The following is an 18,718-nucleotide window of genomic DNA, read 5'->3' on the forward strand; positions in this document are numbered from 1 at the left end:
CTCACGGTGGGTGCTCGGTGGGCTTCCGGTCACCCCGCCGCGTACACGTCCTCGACGTAACGCCCGTCCGCCACGAGGGAGTCGAGCCAGCGGACGGCGTCCGCCTCACCGGCGCCGGGGACGCGTTCCCGGTACAGGGTGCGGAAGGCCTCCCGTACGCCGGGGGCCATCCGGGAGCCGTCGCCGCAGACGTACACCCGGGCGCCGGCGGTGAGGAGGTCCCACACCTCGTCGGCCTCGGCGGCGATGCGGTGCTGGACGAAGAGGGCGCCGTTCTCGGGGGCCGCGCTGAAGGCGGGGCGCAGCGAGACGGCTCCGGCGGCCTCGGCGGCGCGCAGCTCCTCGGCGTGGAGGTAGTCCGCGCCTGGGGCATCGCAGCCGAAGTAGAGGAGCGCGGTGGGCAGTTCGGCGCCCTGGGCGCGGGCTGCGGCGCGGTCCGCCACGGCGCCCCGGAAGGGAGCGAGGCCGGTTCCGGCGCCGATCATCACGACCGGGGCCGAGCCGTCGATCCGGAACACCTCGCGGCAGGGCTGGACGCGGGCGTACACCGTGTCGCCGGGCTTGAGGGAGGCCAGGTGGCCGGAGCCGGTGCCCCGGTAGCGGCCCTTGCCGGAGCGGGCCGGGGCGTCGAGCACGGAAACCATGAGGTCGGCGTGGTGCGGGTCGTCCGCCGGGGAGGAGGAGACGGAGTAGTGGCGGGGGCGCAGCGGGGTGAGCAGGTCGAGCAGCAGGGGCCAGCCGAGGGCGCCGCGCAGGGCGGGGTGGTCCTCGACGATCTCCAGCAGGGTGCGCGGGTCGTCGCCGGGCAGGGCGGCGAGCGCGGCGCGCTCGGGCGGGCAGGGGTTGGCCCCGGCGAGCAGATCGAGCTGGCGGCGGTTCGGCTTCTCCTGCAACTCGACGTGATGGGTGAGGAGTTCGCGGACCGTCAGCGGGCGGTCGAGGGCGAGGCCGTCGCGGCGCGGGCGGGTGGCGCGGATGTCGAGGACCGCCTCGGGGGCGACGCCGAGGGCGGCGACGGCGCGGTCCACGAGGTCCGGGTCGTTCGCGGGCAGCACGGTCAGATGGTCGGCGGTGCGGTAGGTGACGCCCTCGGGGAGGGCGACGCGCAGGAACCGCTTGACGCGCGGGTGGCCGGGCGCGGTGAGGTCGTGGGCCTCGGTGACGGTCATCGGGACCAGACCGTGGCGCTCGGCCGCGGCGTCGAGGGGACCGCCGGTCAGGGCGCGGACCTCGTAGGCGCTCTCGGGCTCGCCGGCGGAGGCGGACACGGTGGCGTCCGGGTCGCCGTACTCCAGGAGCAGCGCGGTGCGCAGTCCCGCCGTGAAGTCGCGGACGGTGCCGGTGAGGTCGCCGGATGCGTCGGCGGCGGCGCGCTCGGTGAGCCGGGTGGCGCCGAGTTCGGCGAGGCGGGTGTCGATGCGGGTGGGGACGTGCTGGTAGGTGGCGGCCCAGTTGCGGTCGCCGACGCCGAGGACGGTGTAGGTGACGCCGGTCAGGTCGTGGTCGCCGTCGAGCCAGGCGTGGAAGGCGGTGGCGTCGTCGGTGGGGCGGCCGTTGTAGGAGGCGGCGGTGATCACCACCGGGCGGTCGGTGGGCAGGCCGTCCGCGTGGGCGTCCAGCGGGGCGACCTCGGTCGCGCAGCCGAGGGCGGCGGCCTCGTCGGCGAGCTGGGCGGCGAACTCGCGGCAGGTGCCGTAGTTGCTGCCGTGCAGGAAGAGCGCGGCGGTGCCGGGGCGGACCCGGGCCGGGAGGGTGCCGGCGGCGCTGTCCTCGGCGGCCTCGGCGCGGGCGGCGCCGGGGAGCGGGGCGTGGGCGCGGTCGGCGGGGGTGCGCGGGGTCAGGGCGAGCGTGAAGCCCTCGGGCTTGAGGGTCAGCGTCTCCTTGATGTCGAGCGTGTAGCCGGCGTGGTCGTGCAGCCGGTAGCGGTGGACCAGCATGGCGAGCAGCATGGTCGCCTCGTGCAGCGCGAACTGCCGTCCGATGCAGGCGCGTTCACCGGTGCCGAAGGGCTTGAAGGCGTGCACCGGGCGGGCCGCCTCGGCCTCGGCGGTGAACCGCTCGGGGTCGAACAGCTCGGGGTTGTCGCCCCACACGTCCTGCCGGTGCAGCATCGGCACGAGCACGCTGACGGCCTGCCCGGCGCGCAGCGGGATGCGCCCGCCGAGCAGGGTGTCCTCGCGGGCCTCGCGGCTGAAGGCGGCGGCGGTGGGCCACAGCCGCAGCGCCTCGTTGAGCACCTGGCGGGTGTAGGTGAGCCGGCCGACCTCGTCGTACGTCGGCTCGGGGTCGGCCGCGTCGCCCCACAGCGCGTCGGCCTCGCGCTGGACGAGCCGCAGCGCGGTGGGGTGCTTGGCCAGGTAGTAGAGGGCGAAGGACATGGCGCCGGAGGTGGTCTCGTGGCCGGCGATCAGGAAGGTGATGACCTGGTTGCGGATGTTGGCCGTGTCCAGGGTGGTGCCGTCGGCGGGGTGCTGCGCGGTGAGCATCAGGCCGAGCAGGTCCTGGGCCTCGCTCTGGTCGGTGCCGGTGCGGGCGGCGATCACCTCGTCGACGACGCCCGCGAGATAGTCGGCGTCGGCCTTGAAGGCCGCGTCGGCCGCCGTGTAGTCGCCGCCCGGGATGCGGGCCAGGCGGGTCATGCTCCACTCCAGGCAGCGCACCATCGCCTCGACGAAGGGGTGCGGCTCGTCGCGGTCGAAGGAGCCGAAGTCGTAGTCGAAGCCGGCCAGGCCGATGGTGTCGAGCGTCATCCGGGTCATGTCGTCGGGGACGTTCACCGGGCGTCCGGCGCCGGCGGCGCGGTCCCAGGACCCGATCAGCCGGCGGGCGACCTTCAGCATCACCGGGTGGTAGGCGCGCATGGAGCCGAGCGCGAAGGCGGGCATGAGGATGTCGTGGGCCTTGGCCCAGTTCGGCTCGTCGTTGTAGGCGGTGAACAGGCCGTCGGCGGCGAAGGCGCGCACGTTCTCCAGGGCGGGCCCGATGTGCTTGGCGAACCGGTCCTCGTCGGCCAGCTCGGCGACGAGGTCGGCGTCGGCGACGAAGAGCGCGTCCCGCCCGTGCAGCCGGCGCACCAGCGCCGGGCCGTGCTCGCGCATCAGGCCCATGACCTGCTGGATGGGGGTGCGGCCGGGACCGGTGGCGGTGATGTCGACGACGGGGACGCCGGGGTCCGTGGGCTCGGGAAGCGGTGCGGTGGGGGGCATGGCGCGGCAACTGCCTTTCGCGGGGCGGGAGTCCTGCTCTCCAGACTGGCCGCCCGGCGCACCGGCGCCATGCCATGGCACTACACGATCCTGTAGCCGAAAGTTTCCGGAAGTACTTGCGCCAAGGGCGCCCATGAGACCCGTAAGTTGCCGCTGACCTGTGCTTTCGTCTTGGATGGGACTGGCTTTGCACAGCGGGAGGCGGCGGATGGACCTGGGGCGGACGGACGGCGTGGTGTGGCGCAACCGCGCGCTCACCCTCTTCGACCGGGTGCCGATGCCGGTCGCCGTCTGTGATGTGTACGGCGTGGTGATGCTGGCGAACCCGGCGATGGCCGCCGCGTGCGGTACGACCCCGGGGCAGCTGCGCGGGCGGGACGTGCTGAGCGTGTTCCGGCCCCGGGAGGCCGGTCAGGTGGAGCGGATCGCCGAGGCGCTGCGGCTGCGGCACCGCTCGCGTTACGAGGTCTCGGTCAGCTGGAGCGCGCCGGGCGGCGCGGAGCGGTTCGGGGAGCTGACGGCGGACCCGGTGAGCGACAGCGTGGACGCGACCCCGGCGCTCCTGGTGATGCTGCGGGTGCGCGGGGAGCGGGGCGTCCGGCGGGGCCCGGAGCCCGCGCGGGTCACGGAGACCGAGGGCCGGGTCCTTGCGCTGCTCGCCGGGGGCGCCACGACGGACCGCGCCGCCCGCGAGCTGGGCCTGAGCCGGGACGGCGTCGCCTACCATCTGCGCCGCCTGTCGGCCCGCTGGGGCGCGGCCAACCGCACGGAGCTGATCGCCCGCGCCTACGCGCTGGGGGTGCTGGTGCCGGGGGTGTGGCCGCCGGAGGCGCGGGGGGCGGGTGCGGAGTAGGGCTCGGTCCCGGCGAAAACCGTTGGCCCCTCCCCCACTCCCTACATATGCTCACCCTGCACCTAGACCCCCTAGGCTCCCCGAGCCGCAGCCGTATCCGGAGGACCCCCCATGCGACCGCTCACCGAGCAGGACATCCGCGCCTCGTTCGTCAACTGCTCCAAGGGCGAGGCCAAACGGCTGACGGTCCCGCGCGATCTGGCCGAACGCCCCTGGGACGACCTCGACTTCCTCGGCTGGCGCGATCCCGGGGCGCCCGACCGCAGCTATCTGGTGGTGGAGCGGGCGGGCGGCCTCGCCGGGGTGGCCCTGCGCTTCCCGCCCGCGCGCCACGGCTTCCTGCACCGCAGCATGTGCTCGGTGTGCCTGACGACCCATCGCGGCGGCGGGGTCTCCCTGATGACGGCCCGCAAGGCGGGCCCGGCCGGCCGCGAGGGCAACTCGGTCGGCGTGTACATGTGCGCGGACCTGGCGTGCTCCCTGTACGTGCGCGGCCGCAAGGTGCCCGACTCCGGCACCCGCTTCGAGGAGAGCCTCACCGTCCAGGAGCAGATCGACCGGGCGTGCGCCAACCTGGCGGCGTTCGTGGACAAGCTGCACACCTGAGTCACACACGTCACACGAACGGTCCTCTTTCGGCCCCGTTCACCGCCCCCCCGGAACGGGAACAGGGCAAGGGATGCCAGACGTACGGAAGTGGACAGCCGGGCTGCGGCGCCTGATCGCGCGCCGCCGCGAGCCGGTGGTCGTGCAGACGCTGCGGTCGGCCTTCGCGGCGACGATCGCCTATGTCGTCGCGCTCCGGCTCAGCCCGGAACCCGCCCCGCTGACCTCGCCCCTGACCGCGCTGCTCGTCGTCCAGGTCACCTTCTACGCCACGCTCACCAACGGCATCCGCCGGGTGAACGCGGTGGTCGCGGGGGTCGTGGTCGCCATCATCTTCAGCCTGCTGGTGGGGCTGACCTGGTGGAGCCTGGCCCTGCTGATCGTGTCCGCGCTGACGGTGGGCCATCTGGTGCGCGTGCACGAGTACGTGGTCGAGGTGGCGATCAGCGCCATGCTGGTGCTCGGGGTCACCACCGTCGGCTTCACGGCGTGGGCGCGGATCGTGGAGACGCTGATCGGGGCCATCACCGGCATGGCCTGCAATCTGCTGCTGCCGCCGCCGGTGTGGGTGGACGAGGCGGGCCGTTCGATCGACGGTCTGGCCCGCAAGGTACGGCAGTTGATGCTCCGGATGGGTGAGGAGGCCGCGGGCGCCGTCCCCTGGCAGCAGGCGGCCGAGCGGCTGCACGAGGCCCGCCGGATGGACCACGACATCATCGAGGTGGACGCCTCGCTGCGGCAGGCCGAGGACAGCCTGCGGCTCAACCCGCGCGTCAAGGAGGGGCTGCTGCACCGGGTGGTGCTGCGGACCGGTCTGGACACGCTGGAGATCTGCACCGTCGTCCTGCGCGTGATGGCCCGCTCCTTCACCGACCTGGCCAAGGCGCGGGGCGGCCGGGAGCTGTTCCCGCCGCCGATCGGGGCGACGGTTCAGCAGGTGCTGTCCGAGGTGGCGGACGCGGTGGTGAGCTTCGCGGTGCTGGTCACCACCGACCTCAGCGCGAACGCCGAGTCGGCGGAGGCCCGGCTCACGGCCGAGCTGCACACCGCGGCCGCCACCCGCGACCGGCTCGCGGAACAGATCAAGCAGGAGATCGGCTCGGACTGGGCCAACTGGCAGCTGATGGGCGCGGTCCTGGCCGAGGTGAGCCGCATCATCGACGAGATGGACACCGAGCACCGCAGCCGCCGGCTGCTGGAGGAGCTGGACCGGGTCTCCCGCCAGCAGCGGGCCCGGCTGCCCCGGATGAACCGGCTGCGCGAGCGGCTCGGCGTCCAGGAGGACCTGTGGCGCAACCGCACGGGAGCGGGCGGACGCTCCCGCTGAACCGCCCCGCCCGACCGCCCCGCCCGACCGGGTCGCATGACCCGTTCGCCTTGCCTTCCCGGGCCGCGCCGCGCCAAGGTGACCCTGACGTACGGGACGCGAGAGCAGCGAGGGGCGGCGGAGGCACGGGATGTACGGCACGGACGACGGCTCCGGGCACGGGAACGCGGGCGCACGGGCGCGGGGCTGGAACAGGCGCCGGTTCGTCGGCGCCCTCGCGGGCACGGCGGCCGTGGTGGCGGTGCCCTCCCCGGCACCCCCGCAGGAGCCCCGCGCGGACGGCCCGGCGGCGGACGGCACGGCGCCGCACGGCACTCCGCCGGGCGGCGGGAAGCCCGCCCCCGAGAGCCGCCCGGCGCGCCCCGCCGGCTCCGGCCCCCGCCCCCTCTACCTCGGCACCTACACCTCGGGCGAGAACGGCGGCAAGGGCATCGGCAGGGCGTCGTACGACCCGCAGACCGGCGCCATCACGGGCGCGGGTGTCCTGGCCGAGGTCTCCGACCCGTCGTTCCTGGCCGTGCATCCGGACGGCCGCACCCTGTACGCGGTGGACGAGCGCGAGGACGGCGCGGTGAGGACCGTACGGCTCGCGGACGGGAAGGTTCTCGGCAGCCGGGGCACGGGCGGCTCGGCTCCCTGCCATGTGTCGGTGCATCCGGGCGGGCGCTGGCTGCTGAGCGCGAACTACGGCTCGGGCAGCGTCGCCGTGCACCCGCTGGACGCCTCGGGCGTGCCCGGTGAGCGCACCGCGCTGGTCACCCATACGGCCCCGCCGCCGGGACCGGGCCAACAGGGCCCGCACGCCCACCAGTTCCTCACCGCGCCGGACGGCGGGCACGTCCTCGCGGTCGATCTCGGCACCGACACGGTGTACTCGTACCGCCTGGACACCACGCGCGGCACGCTCGCCGAGGTGTCCCGGGCGTCCGCCCGGCCGGGCGCGGGGCCGCGCCATCTGACGTTCCACCCGGGCGGCCGGTACGCCTATCTGGCCAACGAGGTGGACGACACGGTGGCCGTCTGCGCGTACGACGCCGGCACCGGCCGGCTGACGATCGGCGCCCCGCAGCCCTCCGGCTCACGCGGCGGGGTGACCAACTATCCGGCGCAGTTCGTGGTGAGCGCCGACGGCGCGTACGCGTTCCTCGCCAACCGGGGGGACGACAGCATCGCCCGGTACGCCGTCGAGGACGACGGCGCCCGGCTGCGGCTGCTGGGCACGGTGCCGGTGGAGGGGGACTTCCCCCGGCAGATCGCGCTGTCGCCGGACGGCCGGCTGCTGTTCACGGCGAACCAGCGCTCCGGCACGGTCGGCGTGTTCCACGTCGACGGCGGCGAACTGCGGCTCGCGGGCGAGCCGTTCGCGTCACCCGTCGCCGTCTGCGCGGTGCCGCTGTAGGGCGCGCGGGCACGCCGCGGCCGCCTGGGTGAGCAGGGCGTGCATCCGCTCGGTGAGCTGCGAGACGTCGTCGGCGGGCGTGTGGAACGCCAGGCGTACGTCGCCGTGGGCGCGGGTGCGTTCGATGCGCAGGGTGAGTCCGTGCCGGTCGACGGCGACGGGCACGACCCGGGTCGCGGCGTGCAGGCTCTCGGGCCGCACCAGGCGGGTCAGCCGCTCGACCGCGTCCGGGTGGGAATCGGCCAGATGGGTGAGCAGCTGGGCCTCGGCGAGGGCCAGCGGGTCCGGCCGGGCGGCGGCGAACTCCTCCAGGCCGACGACCTGGGCGCCGGAGGGCAGCCGGAGGACCACACGGGTGGGCCGGAAGTGCAGCGAGCCGCCGTCCTGCGAGAGCCAGCCGGCGATCCAGAGCCGGGCCCGGATGCGCTGGCGCACCGGCACCGGGGCCACGTCCGCGAACTCCAGCACCGCGCTGGGCTCGCCGCGCGGCGCGCACAGGGCCGCCGTGTGCAGGGCGCTGTCCTCGGGCACGTCGAGCAGCACCCCGCCGTCCTCGGTCACGGAGTGCGCGCCGACGTACTCCTCCCGGGCGCCCTCGGCGGTCACCGCGCACGACCACGCGGCCGCGAGGACCGACCTCGCCCGCTCCGCCGCTCCGGGTCCGGCCGCCCAGTCCTGCGTGTCACCCATCCCGAGTCCTCCTTAGGTAAGCCTTGCCTAACCTATCGAAGATCCGGGCGCACGCCAACCACGCCACGCCGAACGGGTGACGAGAGAATGCGCAGGGGAGCGCCAACCGGCCGCCGCCCCATAGGACTTCGGCAGTCGTGCGGGGGCGCGAAATGACCGGGTGCTACGCGATGACGCCCAGCAGCGCCCGCGCGCACAGCTCCCGGACCTCGTCGCGCTCCGGGGTGCCCTCGCGCAGCCACTCCAGGCAGACGGCGGTGGTGAAGGCCAGCCAGCCGCGCACCGCGAGCCGGGCGGACCCGGACTCCTCGAACCCGGGCCCGAACTCCGGGTCGGCGGCGAGCGCGGCGAGGATCTGCCGCTCCTGGTCGGCGAGGGCCCGCTGGTAGACCCGGCGTACGGCCTGGTCACCGGCCGCGTCCGCGCGGTGGAAGGCGCGGAAGCCGTGGGCGTGGGTCTCGACGTAGGTCAGATAGGTGTCCAGTCCCGCGGCGAGCTGCTCGCGCACCGGCACCCCGGGCACGGGCGCGGTCATCCGCAGCATCCGCCCGCTCTCGCGCTCGACGACGGCCGCGAAGAAGTCCCGCTTGTTCGGGAAGTAGTGGTAGAGCAGTCCGCGCGAGACGCCGGCGATCTCGGCGACGCGCTCGATCCACACGTCGTCGTACGGGCTCTCGGAGAACAGCCGGGCGCCGACCGAGAGCAGCTGCTCGCGGCGCTCCTGGGTGCTGAGTCTGCGCCGGGCGCGTTCCCCCTCGTTCGCGGCCATGCGGCCACCTTACTTGACGCGGATTCAACAAGCGGACCAGACTGAACCGGGCTATTGAACTCGCGTACAACACGCAGGGAACGCAGGCACAACCGTCCGCTGGATCAAGGGAGATCGCGCCATGGCGGAGACGACGGAGAGCGGGCTGCCGAAGGGGTTCCGCAGCGCCGAGCACGGCTGGCCGGAGCTGGACCGCATCCCGCATCCGGCGCGCCGGCTGCCGCTCGCCGGTGACGTGGTGGGCGTGGACCGGCGCCGCCCGCTCCAGGACTCGATGCGCTACGGACGGGAGCTCGGGCCCATCTTCCGGCGGCGGGCGTTCGGCAAGGAGTTCGTGTTCGTGTGGGGCGCGCGGCTGGCCGCCGATCTCGCCGACGAGTCACGCTTCGCCAAGCACGTCGGCCTCGGGGTCGCCAATCTCCGGCCGGTCGTCGGGGACGGCCTGTTCACGGCGTACAACCACGAGCCCAACTGGCAGCTCGCGCACGACGTCCTGGCCCCCGGCTTCAGCCGCGAGGCCATGGAGACCTACCACGGCATGATGCTGTCGGTCGCCGGTCGGCTGACCGCCCACTGGGACGGCGAGCTGGCCGCCGGACGCACCGTGGACGTGCCCGGGGACATGACCAAGCTGACCCTGGAGACCATCGCGCGCACCGGCTTCGGGCACGACTTCGGCTCCTTCGAGCGGGACCGGCCGCATCCCTTCGTCCGGGCGATGATCGGCACGCTCACCTATGCCCAGCGGCTGAACAGTGTGCCCGGACCGCTGGCTCCGCTGCTGCTGCGCACCGCCGCCCGGCGCAACGCGGCCGACATCGCCCACCTCAACCGGACGGTCGACGCGCTGGTGGCCGCCCGGCGGGGTTCGGGGGGCGGGAGCGGCTCCGGCGTCGGCGTCGGCGGTGGCAGCGGCTCCGGCGGTGGCGGTGGCGGTGGCACCGGGGACCTCCTCGACCGGATGCTGGAGACCGCCCACCCCGTCACCGGGGAGCGCCTCTCGGCGGAGAACGTCCGCAAGCAGGTCATCACCTTCCTGGTCGCGGGCCACGAGACGACCTCCGGCGCGCTCTCCTTCGCCCTGTACTACCTCGCCCGGCACCCCGGGATCGCCGCCCGCGCCCGCGCCGAGGTGGACCGCGTCTGGGGCGACACGCCCGAACCGGGCTACGACCAGGTCGCCAAGCTGCGGTACGTGCGCCGGGTGCTGGACGAGTCGCTGCGGCTGTGGCCGACCGCTCCGGCCTACGCCCGCGAGGCCACCCGGGACACCGAACTGGCCGGTGAGCACCCGATGCGCCGGGGCGCCTGGGCGCTGGTCCTGCTGCCGCTGCTGCACCGCGACCCCGAGGTCTGGGGCGAGGACGCCGAGCGCTTCGACCCGGACCGTTTCGACGCCAAGGCGGTACGCGGCCGGGCGCCGCACACCTTCAAGCCGTTCGGCACCGGCGCGCGGGCCTGCATCGGCCGCCAGTTCGCGCTGCACGAGGCGACCCTCGTCCTCGGCCTGCTGCTGCGCCGCTACGAGCTGCGCCCCGACCCCGGCTACCGGCTGGAGGTCACCGAGCGGCTGACGCTGATGCCGGAGGGGCTGCGGCTGGGGCTGGAGCGGCGGACGGGCGGTGCGGCGGCCGCGTCTCGTTCGCCGGCGCCGGAGTCCGGCTCCTCGGCCGTGGAAGCCGGTTCAGCCGGCCGTTGCCCAGTGCACCGGGCGGACCAGTGACCCCGGCAGTCGCGTACCCGGACCGCCCTTGGCGGCGTTGACCTGCGGCTGGGTGACGAAGAGCGCGCCGGTGAGGTCGGCGTCGGTCAGGTCGGCGTCCCGCAGGTCGGCGCCGATCAGATCCGCGCCCCGCAGATCGGCCCCCGTGAGGTCGGCCGCTATCAGACAGGCACCGCGCAGACTGGCCCCGCGCAGATCGGCGTCCTTGAGGCGGGCCCCGATCAGATCGGCACCCCGGCGGTCCCTGCCCTTCTTCCGGCCGACCCCGCGCCGGGCCGACTCGCTGACCCGCAACAGGAGTTGGGCCACCCCGTGCCAGTGGGCGTCGAGATCCAGCGCGGCCAGCTCCCCGGCCTCCCGCCCGGCCAACTCCTCGGTCTCCTCCCGCGCTTGCCGCAGCTCGGGGTGGAACGGCCGGGCGGCGTCGAGCTCCAGTGCCTCGGCGACGTACCAGAGCAGTTCGTGCAGCCGCCGCATGACGGGGAACACGTCGAACATCAGCCGGGCCTCGGCCCGTTCACCCCCGCGCCAGTCCCGGCCCCCGAACGTCACCTGGGAGACGCGCTGGCCCGCGCCGAAGCAGTCGTAGACCGTGCAGCCGGTGAAGCCCCGCTCGCGCAGCCCGGTGTGGATGCCGCAGCGGTGGTCGCCGCGCAGATTCGGGCAGGGTTTTCCCGCGGGCTTGTCCAGGGCGAACCCGGAGGACGCGGCGAAGGGCAGCGCGACGCAGCACAGGGCGAAGCAGCGTGTGCAGTCGGCACGCAGGGCGGAGCGGTCGGCCGTATATGCGGAATCGGGCATGACGGTCAGCGTACCAACCTGCTGACCTGCGGGGTTCTGTTTTTCCGGGGGCCTGACTGGCTAGGCTGCGAAGGTCCGCCCGTCGAGGGAGCCGAGCCCCGAGGAGCCGCGATGCGTGTCGCCCTGTTCCTGACCTGTGTCAACGACACGCTCTACCCGGACACCGGCCGTGCCGTGGTGCGGCTGCTGACCAGACTGGGGGTCGAGGTGGACTTCCCCATGGCGCAGACCTGCTGCGGCCAGGCCCACTACAACACCGGCTACCGGCACGAGACGGAGCCGCTGGCCCGGCACTACGCCGAGGTCTTCGGGGAGTACGACGCGATCGTGACCCCCTCCGGCTCGTGCGCGGCGATGGTCCGCGAGCTGTATCCGCGCCTGGGGGAACGGGCGAGCGCCGAGGGGCGCGGCGGCGGTCTCACGGCCACGCTGGCCCCGGTGATCCCGAAGACGTACGAGCTGACCGAGTTCCTGGTGGACGTGCTGGGGGTGACCGACGTGGGCGCCTGGTACCCGCACACCGTGACGTATCACCCCACCTGCCACGGCCTGCGCTCCCTGGGGCTCGGGGACCGGCCGCGCAGGCTTCTCCAGGCCGTCAAGGGGCTGGAGTTGACCGAACTGCCGGGCGCCGACGAGTGCTGCGGGTTCGGCGGCACCTTCTCGGTCAAGAACGCGGACGTGTCGGCGGCGATGGGCGCGGACAAGGTGCGCAACGCCGAGTCGACCGGCGCCGAGGTGCTGTGCGCGGCCGACAACTCCTGTCTGATGCACCTCGGCGGCACGCTGAGCCGGTCGGGTTCGGCCCTGCGCCCGGTGCACCTCGCGGAGATCCTGGCGAGCACGGAGGAGGACCCGGCCGTATGAACGCGACGTCCCTCGGCATGCCCGCCTTCCCGGAGGCGGCACGGGAAGCGCTCGGCAACCCCACTCTGCGCGGGAATCTGCGGCACGCGACGCACACCATCCGCGCCAAGCGGGCCCGTGCCGTCGCGGAGGTGTCCGACTGGGCGGAGCTGCGCGAGGCGGGCAAGCGGATCAAGGACCACACGCTGGCCCATCTCGACCGCTATCTGGAGCAGTTGGAGGAGGCGGTCACGGCGGCGGGCGGCACCGTCCACTGGGCGGCGGACGCGGCCGAGGCGAACAGGATCGTCACCGAACTCGTGCGCGCCACGGGCGAGTCGGAGGTTGTGAAGGTCAAGTCGATGGCCACGCAGGAGATCGAGCTCAACGAGGCCCTGGAGGCGGCGGGCATCCGCGCCTACGAGACCGATCTCGCCGAGCTGATCGTGCAGTTGGGCGAGGACCGCCCCTCGCACATCCTGGTCCCGGCCATCCACCGCAACCGGGGCGAGATCCGCGACATCTTCCGCACGGAGATGGGGCGTTGGGGGCGTCCCGCGCCCGAGGGCCTGTCCGACGACCCGGCCGAGCTGGCGGAGGCGGCCCGGCTGCATCTGCGGGAGAAGTTCCTGCGGGCCCAAGTCGGCATCTCCGGCGCCAACTTCATGGTCGCGGAGACCGGCACCCTGGTGGTCGTGGAATCCGAGGGCAACGGCCGGATGTGTCTGACCCTGCCCGAGACGCTGATCTCGGTCGTGGGCATCGAGAAGGTCGTCCCCACCTGGCGGGACCTGGAGGTGTTCCTGCAACTCCTCCCCCGCTCCTCCACCGCCGAGCGCATGAACCCGTACACCAGCATGTGGACCGGCACCACCGACGGCGACGGCCCGCGCGCCTTCCATCTGGTCCTGCTGGACAACGGCCGCACCGACACCCTCGCCGACGAGGTGGGCCGCCAGGCGCTGCGCTGCATCCGCTGCTCGGCCTGCCTCAATGTGTGCCCGGTGTACGAGCGCGCGGGCGGCCACGCCTACGGCTCGGTCTACCCCGGCCCGATCGGCGCCGTCCTCAGCCCCCAACTCCGGGGCACGGCAAGCGAGATCGACGCCTCCCTGCCGTACGCGTCCTCGCTGTGCGGGGCCTGCTACGAGGTGTGCCCGGTCGCCATCGACATCCCCGAGGTGCTGGTCCGTCTGCGCGAGCGGGTCGTCGAGGGCGGCCCGGCGGTACGCGACGGCAACCGGGTGGTGCTCAGGCCCGCCAAGGGGCACGCGGCCGAGCGGGCCGCCATGCGCGCGGCGGGCTGGGCGCTGGCCCGCCCCGGTGTCCTGCGCACCGGGCAGCGGCTGGCCTCCCGCACCCGCGGCTTCCGCCCGCGCACGCTGCCCGGACCCGGCCGGGCCTGGACGGCGACCCGCGATCTGCCGGCCGTACCGGCCGAACCCTTCCGGGACTGGTGGCTGCGCACGCGCGGCGGAAAGGACGACGCCCGATGAGCGCCAGGGAACGGGTCCTCGGCCGGGTACGCCGCGCGCTGGCGGACGTACCCCGCGACGACACCCCCTACGACCGGGCGGTCCCCCGCCCCTATCTGCGCGAGCACGGCGAGCGCACCGCCGAGGAGACCGCGGAGCTGCTGGCGGAGAACCTGGCCGACTACCGGGCCGTCGTGCACCGCTGCACGGAGGACGAACTGCCCTCCCTCATCGGCAGGTTGCTCACGGAGCGGGGCTCCCGGTCCGTGCTCGTACCGGACGGGCTGCCGCCGGAGTGGCTGTCCGCGACCGACGCGGCCCCCGTACCCGACCGGGCCGCGAGCACGCCGTACGAGCTGGACGCGGTGGACAGCGTGGTCACCGGCTGCGCGGTCGCGATCGCGGAGACGGGCACGATCGTGCTGGACGGCGGTCCGGGGCAGGGCCGGCGCCGGATCACCCTCGTCCCCGACCACCACATCTGCGTCGTCCGCGTCCCCGCGCAGGTCGTGACATCCGTGCCGCAGGCCCTCGAACGCCTCTCCCCCACCCGCCCGTCGACCTGGATCTCCGGCCCCTCGGCCACCAGCGACATCGAGCTGGACCGGGTGGAGGGCGTGCACGGGCCGCGCACCTTCGAGGTCGTGCTCGCCGGGGTCATCCCTTCGGTCGGCGGGGCCGGGCGGGCGGAGAGGAGCGCGGCTAGCGTGGGGGAATGATCCGGTTCGAGCAGGTCACCAAGCGCTACCCGGACGGCACGACCGCCGTGGACGGGCTGTCGTTCGAGGTGGCCGAGGGCGAACTGGTCACGCTCGTCGGCCCCTCCGGCTGCGGCAAGACGACCACCATGATGATGGTGAACCGGCTCATCGAGCCCACCTCGGGGCGGATCACCGTGGCCGGCGAGGACATCGCCCGCGTGGACCCCGTACGGCTGCGCCGCCGTATCGGCTACGTCATCCAGCAGGTCGGCCTCTTCCCGCACCGCACGGTCCTCGACAACACGGCGACCGTGCCCACCCTGCTCGGCTGGAAGCGGGCGCGTGCCCGGGCGCGCGCCGCCGAACTCCTCGACCTGGTGGGGCTCGACCCGAAGACGTACGGCTCCCGCTACCCCGAGCAGCTCTCCGGCGGCCAGCGGCAACGGGTCGGCGTGGCGCGGGCGCTCGCGGCCGATCCGCCGGTGCTGCTCATGGACGAGCCGTTCGGCGCGGTGGACCCCGTGGTGCGCGAGCAGCTGCAGGACGAGTTCCTGCGGATGCAGGCGGCGGTGCGCAAGACGGTGCTGCTCGTCACCCACGACATCGAGGAGGCGGTACGGCTCGGCGACCGGATCGCGGTGTACGGGGAGGGCCGGATCGAGCAGTTCGACACGCCCGGCACGGTCCTGGGCGCGCCCGCCACCTCGTACGTCGCCGGGTTCGTCGGCGCCGACCGGGGCCTGAAGCGGCTGTCGGTCACCGAGATCGAGCCGGACGACCTCGAACAGCCGCCGGTGGCCCGCCCCGACGAGTCCGCCGACCGCGCCCTGGCCCGGCTGCGGGCGGAGGGGGCGCGCTGGGCGGTGGTCCTGGACCGGGACGGCGATCTGCGCGGCTGGGTGGGCATCGACGAGCTGACGGCCGGGGGCACGGTCGGGAAGCTGGCCCACCGGATGACGGCGTGGGTACCGGTGGGCGCGCCGCTGAAGCAGGCGTTCGGGGTGATGCTCCAGTACGACGCCGGGTGGGTCGCGGTGCTCGACGGTTCGCGGTTCCTGGGCGTGCTGACCCCGGCGAAGCTGCACGAGGCGCTGCGGCGGTCGGTGGACGCGGACGCGCTGGGGGTGGCGCGGGGGCAGGTGCGGTTCGACTCGGTGGCGGACGCGTGAGGGGTTTTCGGCGGGGCGGGCGGTCACTGGTGTGTGGTCACTTGAGCAGGCCCTTGTTTTCGAGGTAGGTGCGGGCCACATCGGCCGGGAGCCGCCGCCAGCTGTCCACCTGCCGGTTCATGTCGGCGAGATCCCGCGTGGTGAGGACGTCGTTGAGCCTGCCGAGGGCCTGGGCGACGCGGGGGCTGCCGGCGCGGGCGCGGTTGACGACGGGGACGATGTAGTCGGCGTTCTGCAGCTGCTTGTCGTCGGCGAGCAGCACCAGGCCGAAGGAGTCCAGGGTGGCGTCCGTGGTGGTGGTCAGCACCATCTGGTCCCGGCCCGACTGCACGGCGCGCTTGGCCTGTGTGGTGCCGACACCCTTGGGATCGACGCCGGTGATGTGGATGCCATACACCTTCTTCAGCCCCGGCGCGCAGTATGGGCGCCGCACACACTCGTCCCCGGCGGCCAGGCGGACCTTCAGTCCCGAGGCGCCGAGGTCGCTGAGGGTCTTGAGGTGGTGTTCGCGGGCGTAGGAGGCGCTCACGGCGAAGGCGTTCTGGTCCACGGCGCGGCCCGGCGGGAGGACGGCGAGTCCGCGCGGGACGGCGAGGGCGCGCAGGGACTTCATGGTGGCGGTGAGGTCGGGGGATCCGGCCGGGGGCGCGTCGGGGCCGTGCTTCTTGGCGTTGAGCCAGTCGGCGAGGGTGGCGGCGTACTCGGGTACGACGTCGATCTGCCCCGATTCCAGGGCGGGTTCGTACAGTTCGCGGTTGGCGACGGTGAGCATCGAGGTCTTGTACCCGGCGTGGCCGAGCAGTTGGGCGTACAGCTGGGCGAGCAGATCGCTCTCGGTGAAGCCGGCCGAGCCGATGGTGAGGTGGTGGCTGTCGCCGGGTGAGGCGGTGACCTGACCGCGGTTCTCCAGCGAGGGTCCCGAGGCGCAGCCCGCGAGCGTGCAGAGCAGGGCCGTGGCGGCCGCCGCCGTACGGAGTCTCGCCGTACGGAGTCCCGCCGTACGGAGTCTCATCGGCCGGCCCGGGTCCGGGCGGGCGCCAGCCGCTCCACGATCTCGAAGACGGCCTCCACGATCAGCGCGAACCCGGCCACGAGCACGGCACCGGCGACCACCTGCGGGGTGCTGGCCAGGTTGAAGCCCGCGGTGATGATCCGGCCGAGTCCGCCGCCGCCCGCGAGCGCGGCGATGGTGGCGGTGGCGACGAGCTGCACGGCGGCGATCCGTACCCCGTTGAGGATCATCGGCAGCGCGAGGGGCAGCTCCGCCCGCACGAGGACCTGCCGTCCGGTCATCCCCATGCCCTTGGCCGCCTGGACCACTCCCCGGTCGACCTCGCGCATCCCGACGTAGGCGTTGGTGAGCAGCGGCGGTACGGCGAACAGCACCAGCGCGACCACGGTGGGGCCCTCGCCCCACTTCCCCACCGGGGTCAGCAGGAGCAGCACCAGTACGGCGAAGGTGGGGACGGCCCGGCCGACGTTGGAGATGTTGACGGCGAGCGCGCCGCCCCTGCCGATGTGGCCGAGGACGAGCGCGACGGGCAGCGCGATCAGACAGCTGACGACGAGACAGACGACGGTGAGCACCAGGTGCTGGAGCAGCCGGTGCCACACCCCGTCGTCCCCGCTCCAGTGCGCGGGGTCGGCGAGCCAGTCCCAGGTGGCGGCGAGGGTGCTCACGCCCGCCCCTTGCGCACCCAGGGTGTGATCAGCCACTGCACGCCGAGCAGCAGCAGGTCGGCGGCGACGGCGATGAGCACGCACAGCACGGACGCGGTGAGCACCTGGGCCTTGAAGAAGGTGTTCATCCCGGAGTAGATGAGATTCCCGAGCCCGCCGAACCCGACGATCGCCCCCACCGTGACCAGCGAGACCGCCGACACGGTCGCGATCCGCAGCCCGGCCATCGCAGCCGGCAGCGCGAGCGGCAGCTCGACGGTCAGCAACAGCCTTACGGGCCCGTACCCCAGCCCCCGCGCCGCCTCCCGCGTCTCCTCCGGCACGGCCCGCAGCCCGGCCAGGATGTTCCGCACGAGCAGGGTCAGCGAGTACAGCACCAGCCCGGCCACAACAAGCGTCGCCGAAAGCCCGTAAACCGGCAGCAACAACGAGAACATCGCCAGCGACGGAATCGTGTACAGCACGGTCGTGACGGCCAGCACCGGCCCGGCCGCCCACCCCCACCGCCGCGCCACCACGGCCAGCGGCACCGCGATGACGAGCCCGATCACCACGGACAACACGGTCAGCTCAAGATGCTGCACGACCGCGTCGACCAGGACCTGCCGGCGGCTGCTCAGATAGGCACCACAGATCCACTCGTTACGCGCGAGACAGTCGTCGGGGGGCGCGGCCACCTGTCCATTGGAGCGGGCGGGGGGCGGGGCGGCTCGTTGAGGTGGGCCGGACGAGGGGCCGTGACCACGGGCGGTCCACAAGCCCGGAGACTCTCACACCCCACCGACACCCGGCCCGGCCGGCCGGCAGCACGTATCACGGCCAAAGGCCGGGTCCTGGCGGCGCGCCGTTCCTCCGGGCACCGCCAGGACCCGCCCGCCCGGTGCCTAGCCGGCCGAGATCCCCGTGCCGGACGGGGTGCCGGTGCTGCGGCGTGTGCCCGCGACGACCAGGAGGCCGCCGAGCATCACGGCGTTCTTCAGGAACTGGGTGCGCTGGGCCTTGCGCTGGGCGGGGTCCTCGACGGTCCAGAAGGCGTGGCCGGCGTAGGTGGTCGGGATCAGCGATCCGGCCAGCGCGAGGGCGGAGGTGCGCGGGAAGAGGCCGATGGCCAGCGCCGCGCCCGCGCCGGTCTGGACGGCGCCGTTGATACGGACGAGCAGTTCGTCGTCCTTGGGGAGCGGGACCACCGTGCGGAACTGCTCCAGTGTCGGACCGGCGAGCTTCGCGAGGGCGGCGGGTTCGCGCACGGCACCGGAGCCGAACACCGCGAAGGACCCACCGAGCAACGCGCCACCGAGCCTGCCGAGGATGTTCATGCCACTCACTTTCCCTGGGGGTACGGACGTTCATGCTACGCAGACCCGTTCGCGCCGTCGCCCACCCGCTGCCCGCGCCCCTCGTCCAGCGGAGATATAGCCTCGAAAGGTCGGAAATCAGCGCGAAGGGGAATAGTCGTGAGCGATCAGGGACTGT

At 73.7% G+C, this 18,718-nt stretch carries 17 protein-coding genes; 9 read left to right on the top strand and 8 right to left on the bottom strand.

The features are described from left to right. Positions 1–29: 29 nt before the first annotated feature. Positions 30–3,206, bottom strand: a complete 3,177-nt coding sequence (locus AB0898_RS10920; RefSeq protein ID WP_366802555.1) for a cytochrome P450 — start codon at positions 3,204–3,206, stop codon at positions 30–32. Positions 3,207–3,414: 208 nt separating this feature from the next. Between AB0898_RS10920 and AB0898_RS10925 the strand changes: the two genes are divergently transcribed. The 4 genes from AB0898_RS10925 to AB0898_RS10940 all read left to right on the top strand — a co-directional run bounded on the left by AB0898_RS10925 (position 3,415) and on the right by AB0898_RS10940 (position 7,391). Next, positions 3,415–4,059 carry a PAS domain-containing protein gene (locus tag AB0898_RS10925; protein ID WP_366802557.1) on the top strand — a complete coding sequence of 215 codons (645 nt, stop codon included), beginning with the start codon at positions 3,415–3,417 and terminating at the stop codon, positions 4,057–4,059. Between the two features lie 111 nt (positions 4,060–4,170). Next, complete coding sequence (locus AB0898_RS10930; protein WP_366802558.1) at positions 4,171–4,665, top strand: FBP domain-containing protein; 495 nt, start codon at positions 4,171–4,173, stop codon at positions 4,663–4,665. A 73-nt stretch (positions 4,666–4,738) separates the two neighbouring features. After that, the gene (locus AB0898_RS10935) at positions 4,739–5,992 is read left to right on the top strand and encodes an aromatic acid exporter family protein (protein ID WP_366802559.1); all 1,254 of its coding nucleotides are present in this window, start codon (positions 4,739–4,741) and stop codon (positions 5,990–5,992) included. 130 nt (positions 5,993–6,122) lie between these two features. Next, positions 6,123–7,391 (top strand): beta-propeller fold lactonase family protein, encoded by a 1,269-nt coding sequence (locus AB0898_RS10940; RefSeq protein ID WP_366802560.1) that lies wholly within the window; start codon positions 6,123–6,125, stop codon positions 7,389–7,391. On the opposite strand, the gene AB0898_RS10945 is transcribed toward AB0898_RS10940, so the two are convergent. Both AB0898_RS10945 and AB0898_RS10950 read right to left on the bottom strand, forming a co-directional pair. Continuing rightward, a complete protein-coding gene (locus AB0898_RS10945; protein WP_366802561.1) occupies positions 7,359–8,081 on the bottom strand; it encodes a DUF2470 domain-containing protein in 723 nt (240 codons plus the stop codon). The genes AB0898_RS10940 and AB0898_RS10945 overlap by 33 nt on opposite strands. 163 nt (positions 8,082–8,244) lie before the next feature. Next, positions 8,245–8,850 (bottom strand): TetR/AcrR family transcriptional regulator, encoded by a 606-nt coding sequence (locus AB0898_RS10950; RefSeq protein ID WP_366802562.1) that lies wholly within the window; start codon positions 8,848–8,850, stop codon positions 8,245–8,247. A gap of 121 nt (positions 8,851–8,971) precedes the next feature. Here AB0898_RS10950 and AB0898_RS10955 point away from each other — a divergent pair, with 121 nt between their 5' ends. Further along, positions 8,972–10,573, top strand: coding sequence for a cytochrome P450 (locus tag AB0898_RS10955; protein ID WP_366802563.1), 1,602 nt, complete (start codon positions 8,972–8,974; stop codon positions 10,571–10,573). Here the strand turns inward: AB0898_RS10955 and AB0898_RS10960 are convergent. After that, on the bottom strand, positions 10,535–11,374 hold the full coding sequence (locus AB0898_RS10960) for a pentapeptide repeat-containing protein (protein WP_366802564.1): 840 nt from the start codon (positions 11,372–11,374) through the stop codon (positions 10,535–10,537). The two genes, AB0898_RS10955 and AB0898_RS10960, sit on opposite strands and share 39 nt — an antisense overlap. Before the next feature lie 111 nt (positions 11,375–11,485). Here AB0898_RS10960 and AB0898_RS10965 point away from each other — a divergent pair, with 111 nt between their 5' ends. Genes AB0898_RS10965 through AB0898_RS10980 form a run of 4 tightly spaced genes read left to right on the top strand, consistent with a single transcriptional unit; the run spans position 11,486 to position 15,565 of the window. Then, entirely contained in the window at positions 11,486–12,241 is a 756-nt protein-coding gene (locus tag AB0898_RS10965) for a (Fe-S)-binding protein (protein ID WP_366802565.1), read from the top strand. After that, the gene (locus AB0898_RS10970) at positions 12,238–13,716 is read left to right on the top strand and encodes a LutB/LldF family L-lactate oxidation iron-sulfur protein (RefSeq protein WP_366802566.1); all 1,479 of its coding nucleotides are present in this window, start codon (positions 12,238–12,240) and stop codon (positions 13,714–13,716) included. The genes AB0898_RS10965 and AB0898_RS10970 overlap by 4 nt, the downstream gene beginning before the upstream one ends. Continuing rightward, entirely contained in the window at positions 13,713–14,414 is a 702-nt protein-coding gene (locus tag AB0898_RS10975) for a lactate utilization protein C (protein WP_366802567.1), read from the top strand. Before AB0898_RS10970 ends, AB0898_RS10975 begins: the two co-directional genes overlap by 4 nt. Next, entirely contained in the window at positions 14,411–15,565 is a 1,155-nt protein-coding gene (locus tag AB0898_RS10980) for a betaine/proline/choline family ABC transporter ATP-binding protein (RefSeq protein ID WP_366802568.1), read from the top strand. The genes AB0898_RS10975 and AB0898_RS10980 overlap by 4 nt, the downstream gene beginning before the upstream one ends. A gap of 37 nt (positions 15,566–15,602) precedes the next feature. Here the strand turns inward: AB0898_RS10980 and AB0898_RS10985 are convergent, their stop codons facing one another. The 4 genes from AB0898_RS10985 to AB0898_RS11000 all read right to left on the bottom strand — a co-directional run bounded on the left by AB0898_RS10985 (position 15,603) and on the right by AB0898_RS11000 (position 18,561). Then, on the bottom strand, positions 15,603–16,577 hold the full coding sequence (locus AB0898_RS10985) for an ABC transporter substrate-binding protein (RefSeq protein WP_366802569.1): 975 nt from the start codon (positions 16,575–16,577) through the stop codon (positions 15,603–15,605). Then, positions 16,574–17,245 carry an ABC transporter permease gene (locus tag AB0898_RS10990; protein WP_366802570.1) on the bottom strand — a complete coding sequence of 224 codons (672 nt, stop codon included), beginning with the start codon at positions 17,243–17,245 and terminating at the stop codon, positions 16,574–16,576. Before AB0898_RS10990 ends, AB0898_RS10985 begins: the two co-directional genes overlap by 4 nt. After that, positions 17,242–17,922 (bottom strand): ABC transporter permease, encoded by a 681-nt coding sequence (locus tag AB0898_RS10995; RefSeq protein WP_366802571.1) that lies wholly within the window; start codon positions 17,920–17,922, stop codon positions 17,242–17,244. The genes AB0898_RS10990 and AB0898_RS10995 overlap by 4 nt, the downstream gene beginning before the upstream one ends. A 207-nt stretch (positions 17,923–18,129) precedes the next feature. After that, positions 18,130–18,561: a DoxX family protein gene (locus tag AB0898_RS11000; protein ID WP_366802572.1), complete on the bottom strand. Its 432-nt coding sequence runs from the start codon at positions 18,559–18,561 to the stop codon at positions 18,130–18,132. Positions 18,562–18,718 lie beyond the last annotated feature (157 nt).

It is taken from the genome of Streptomyces sp. NPDC005435, assembly GCF_040703155.1.
GTDB lineage: Bacteria > Actinomycetota > Actinomycetes > Streptomycetales > Streptomycetaceae > Streptomyces.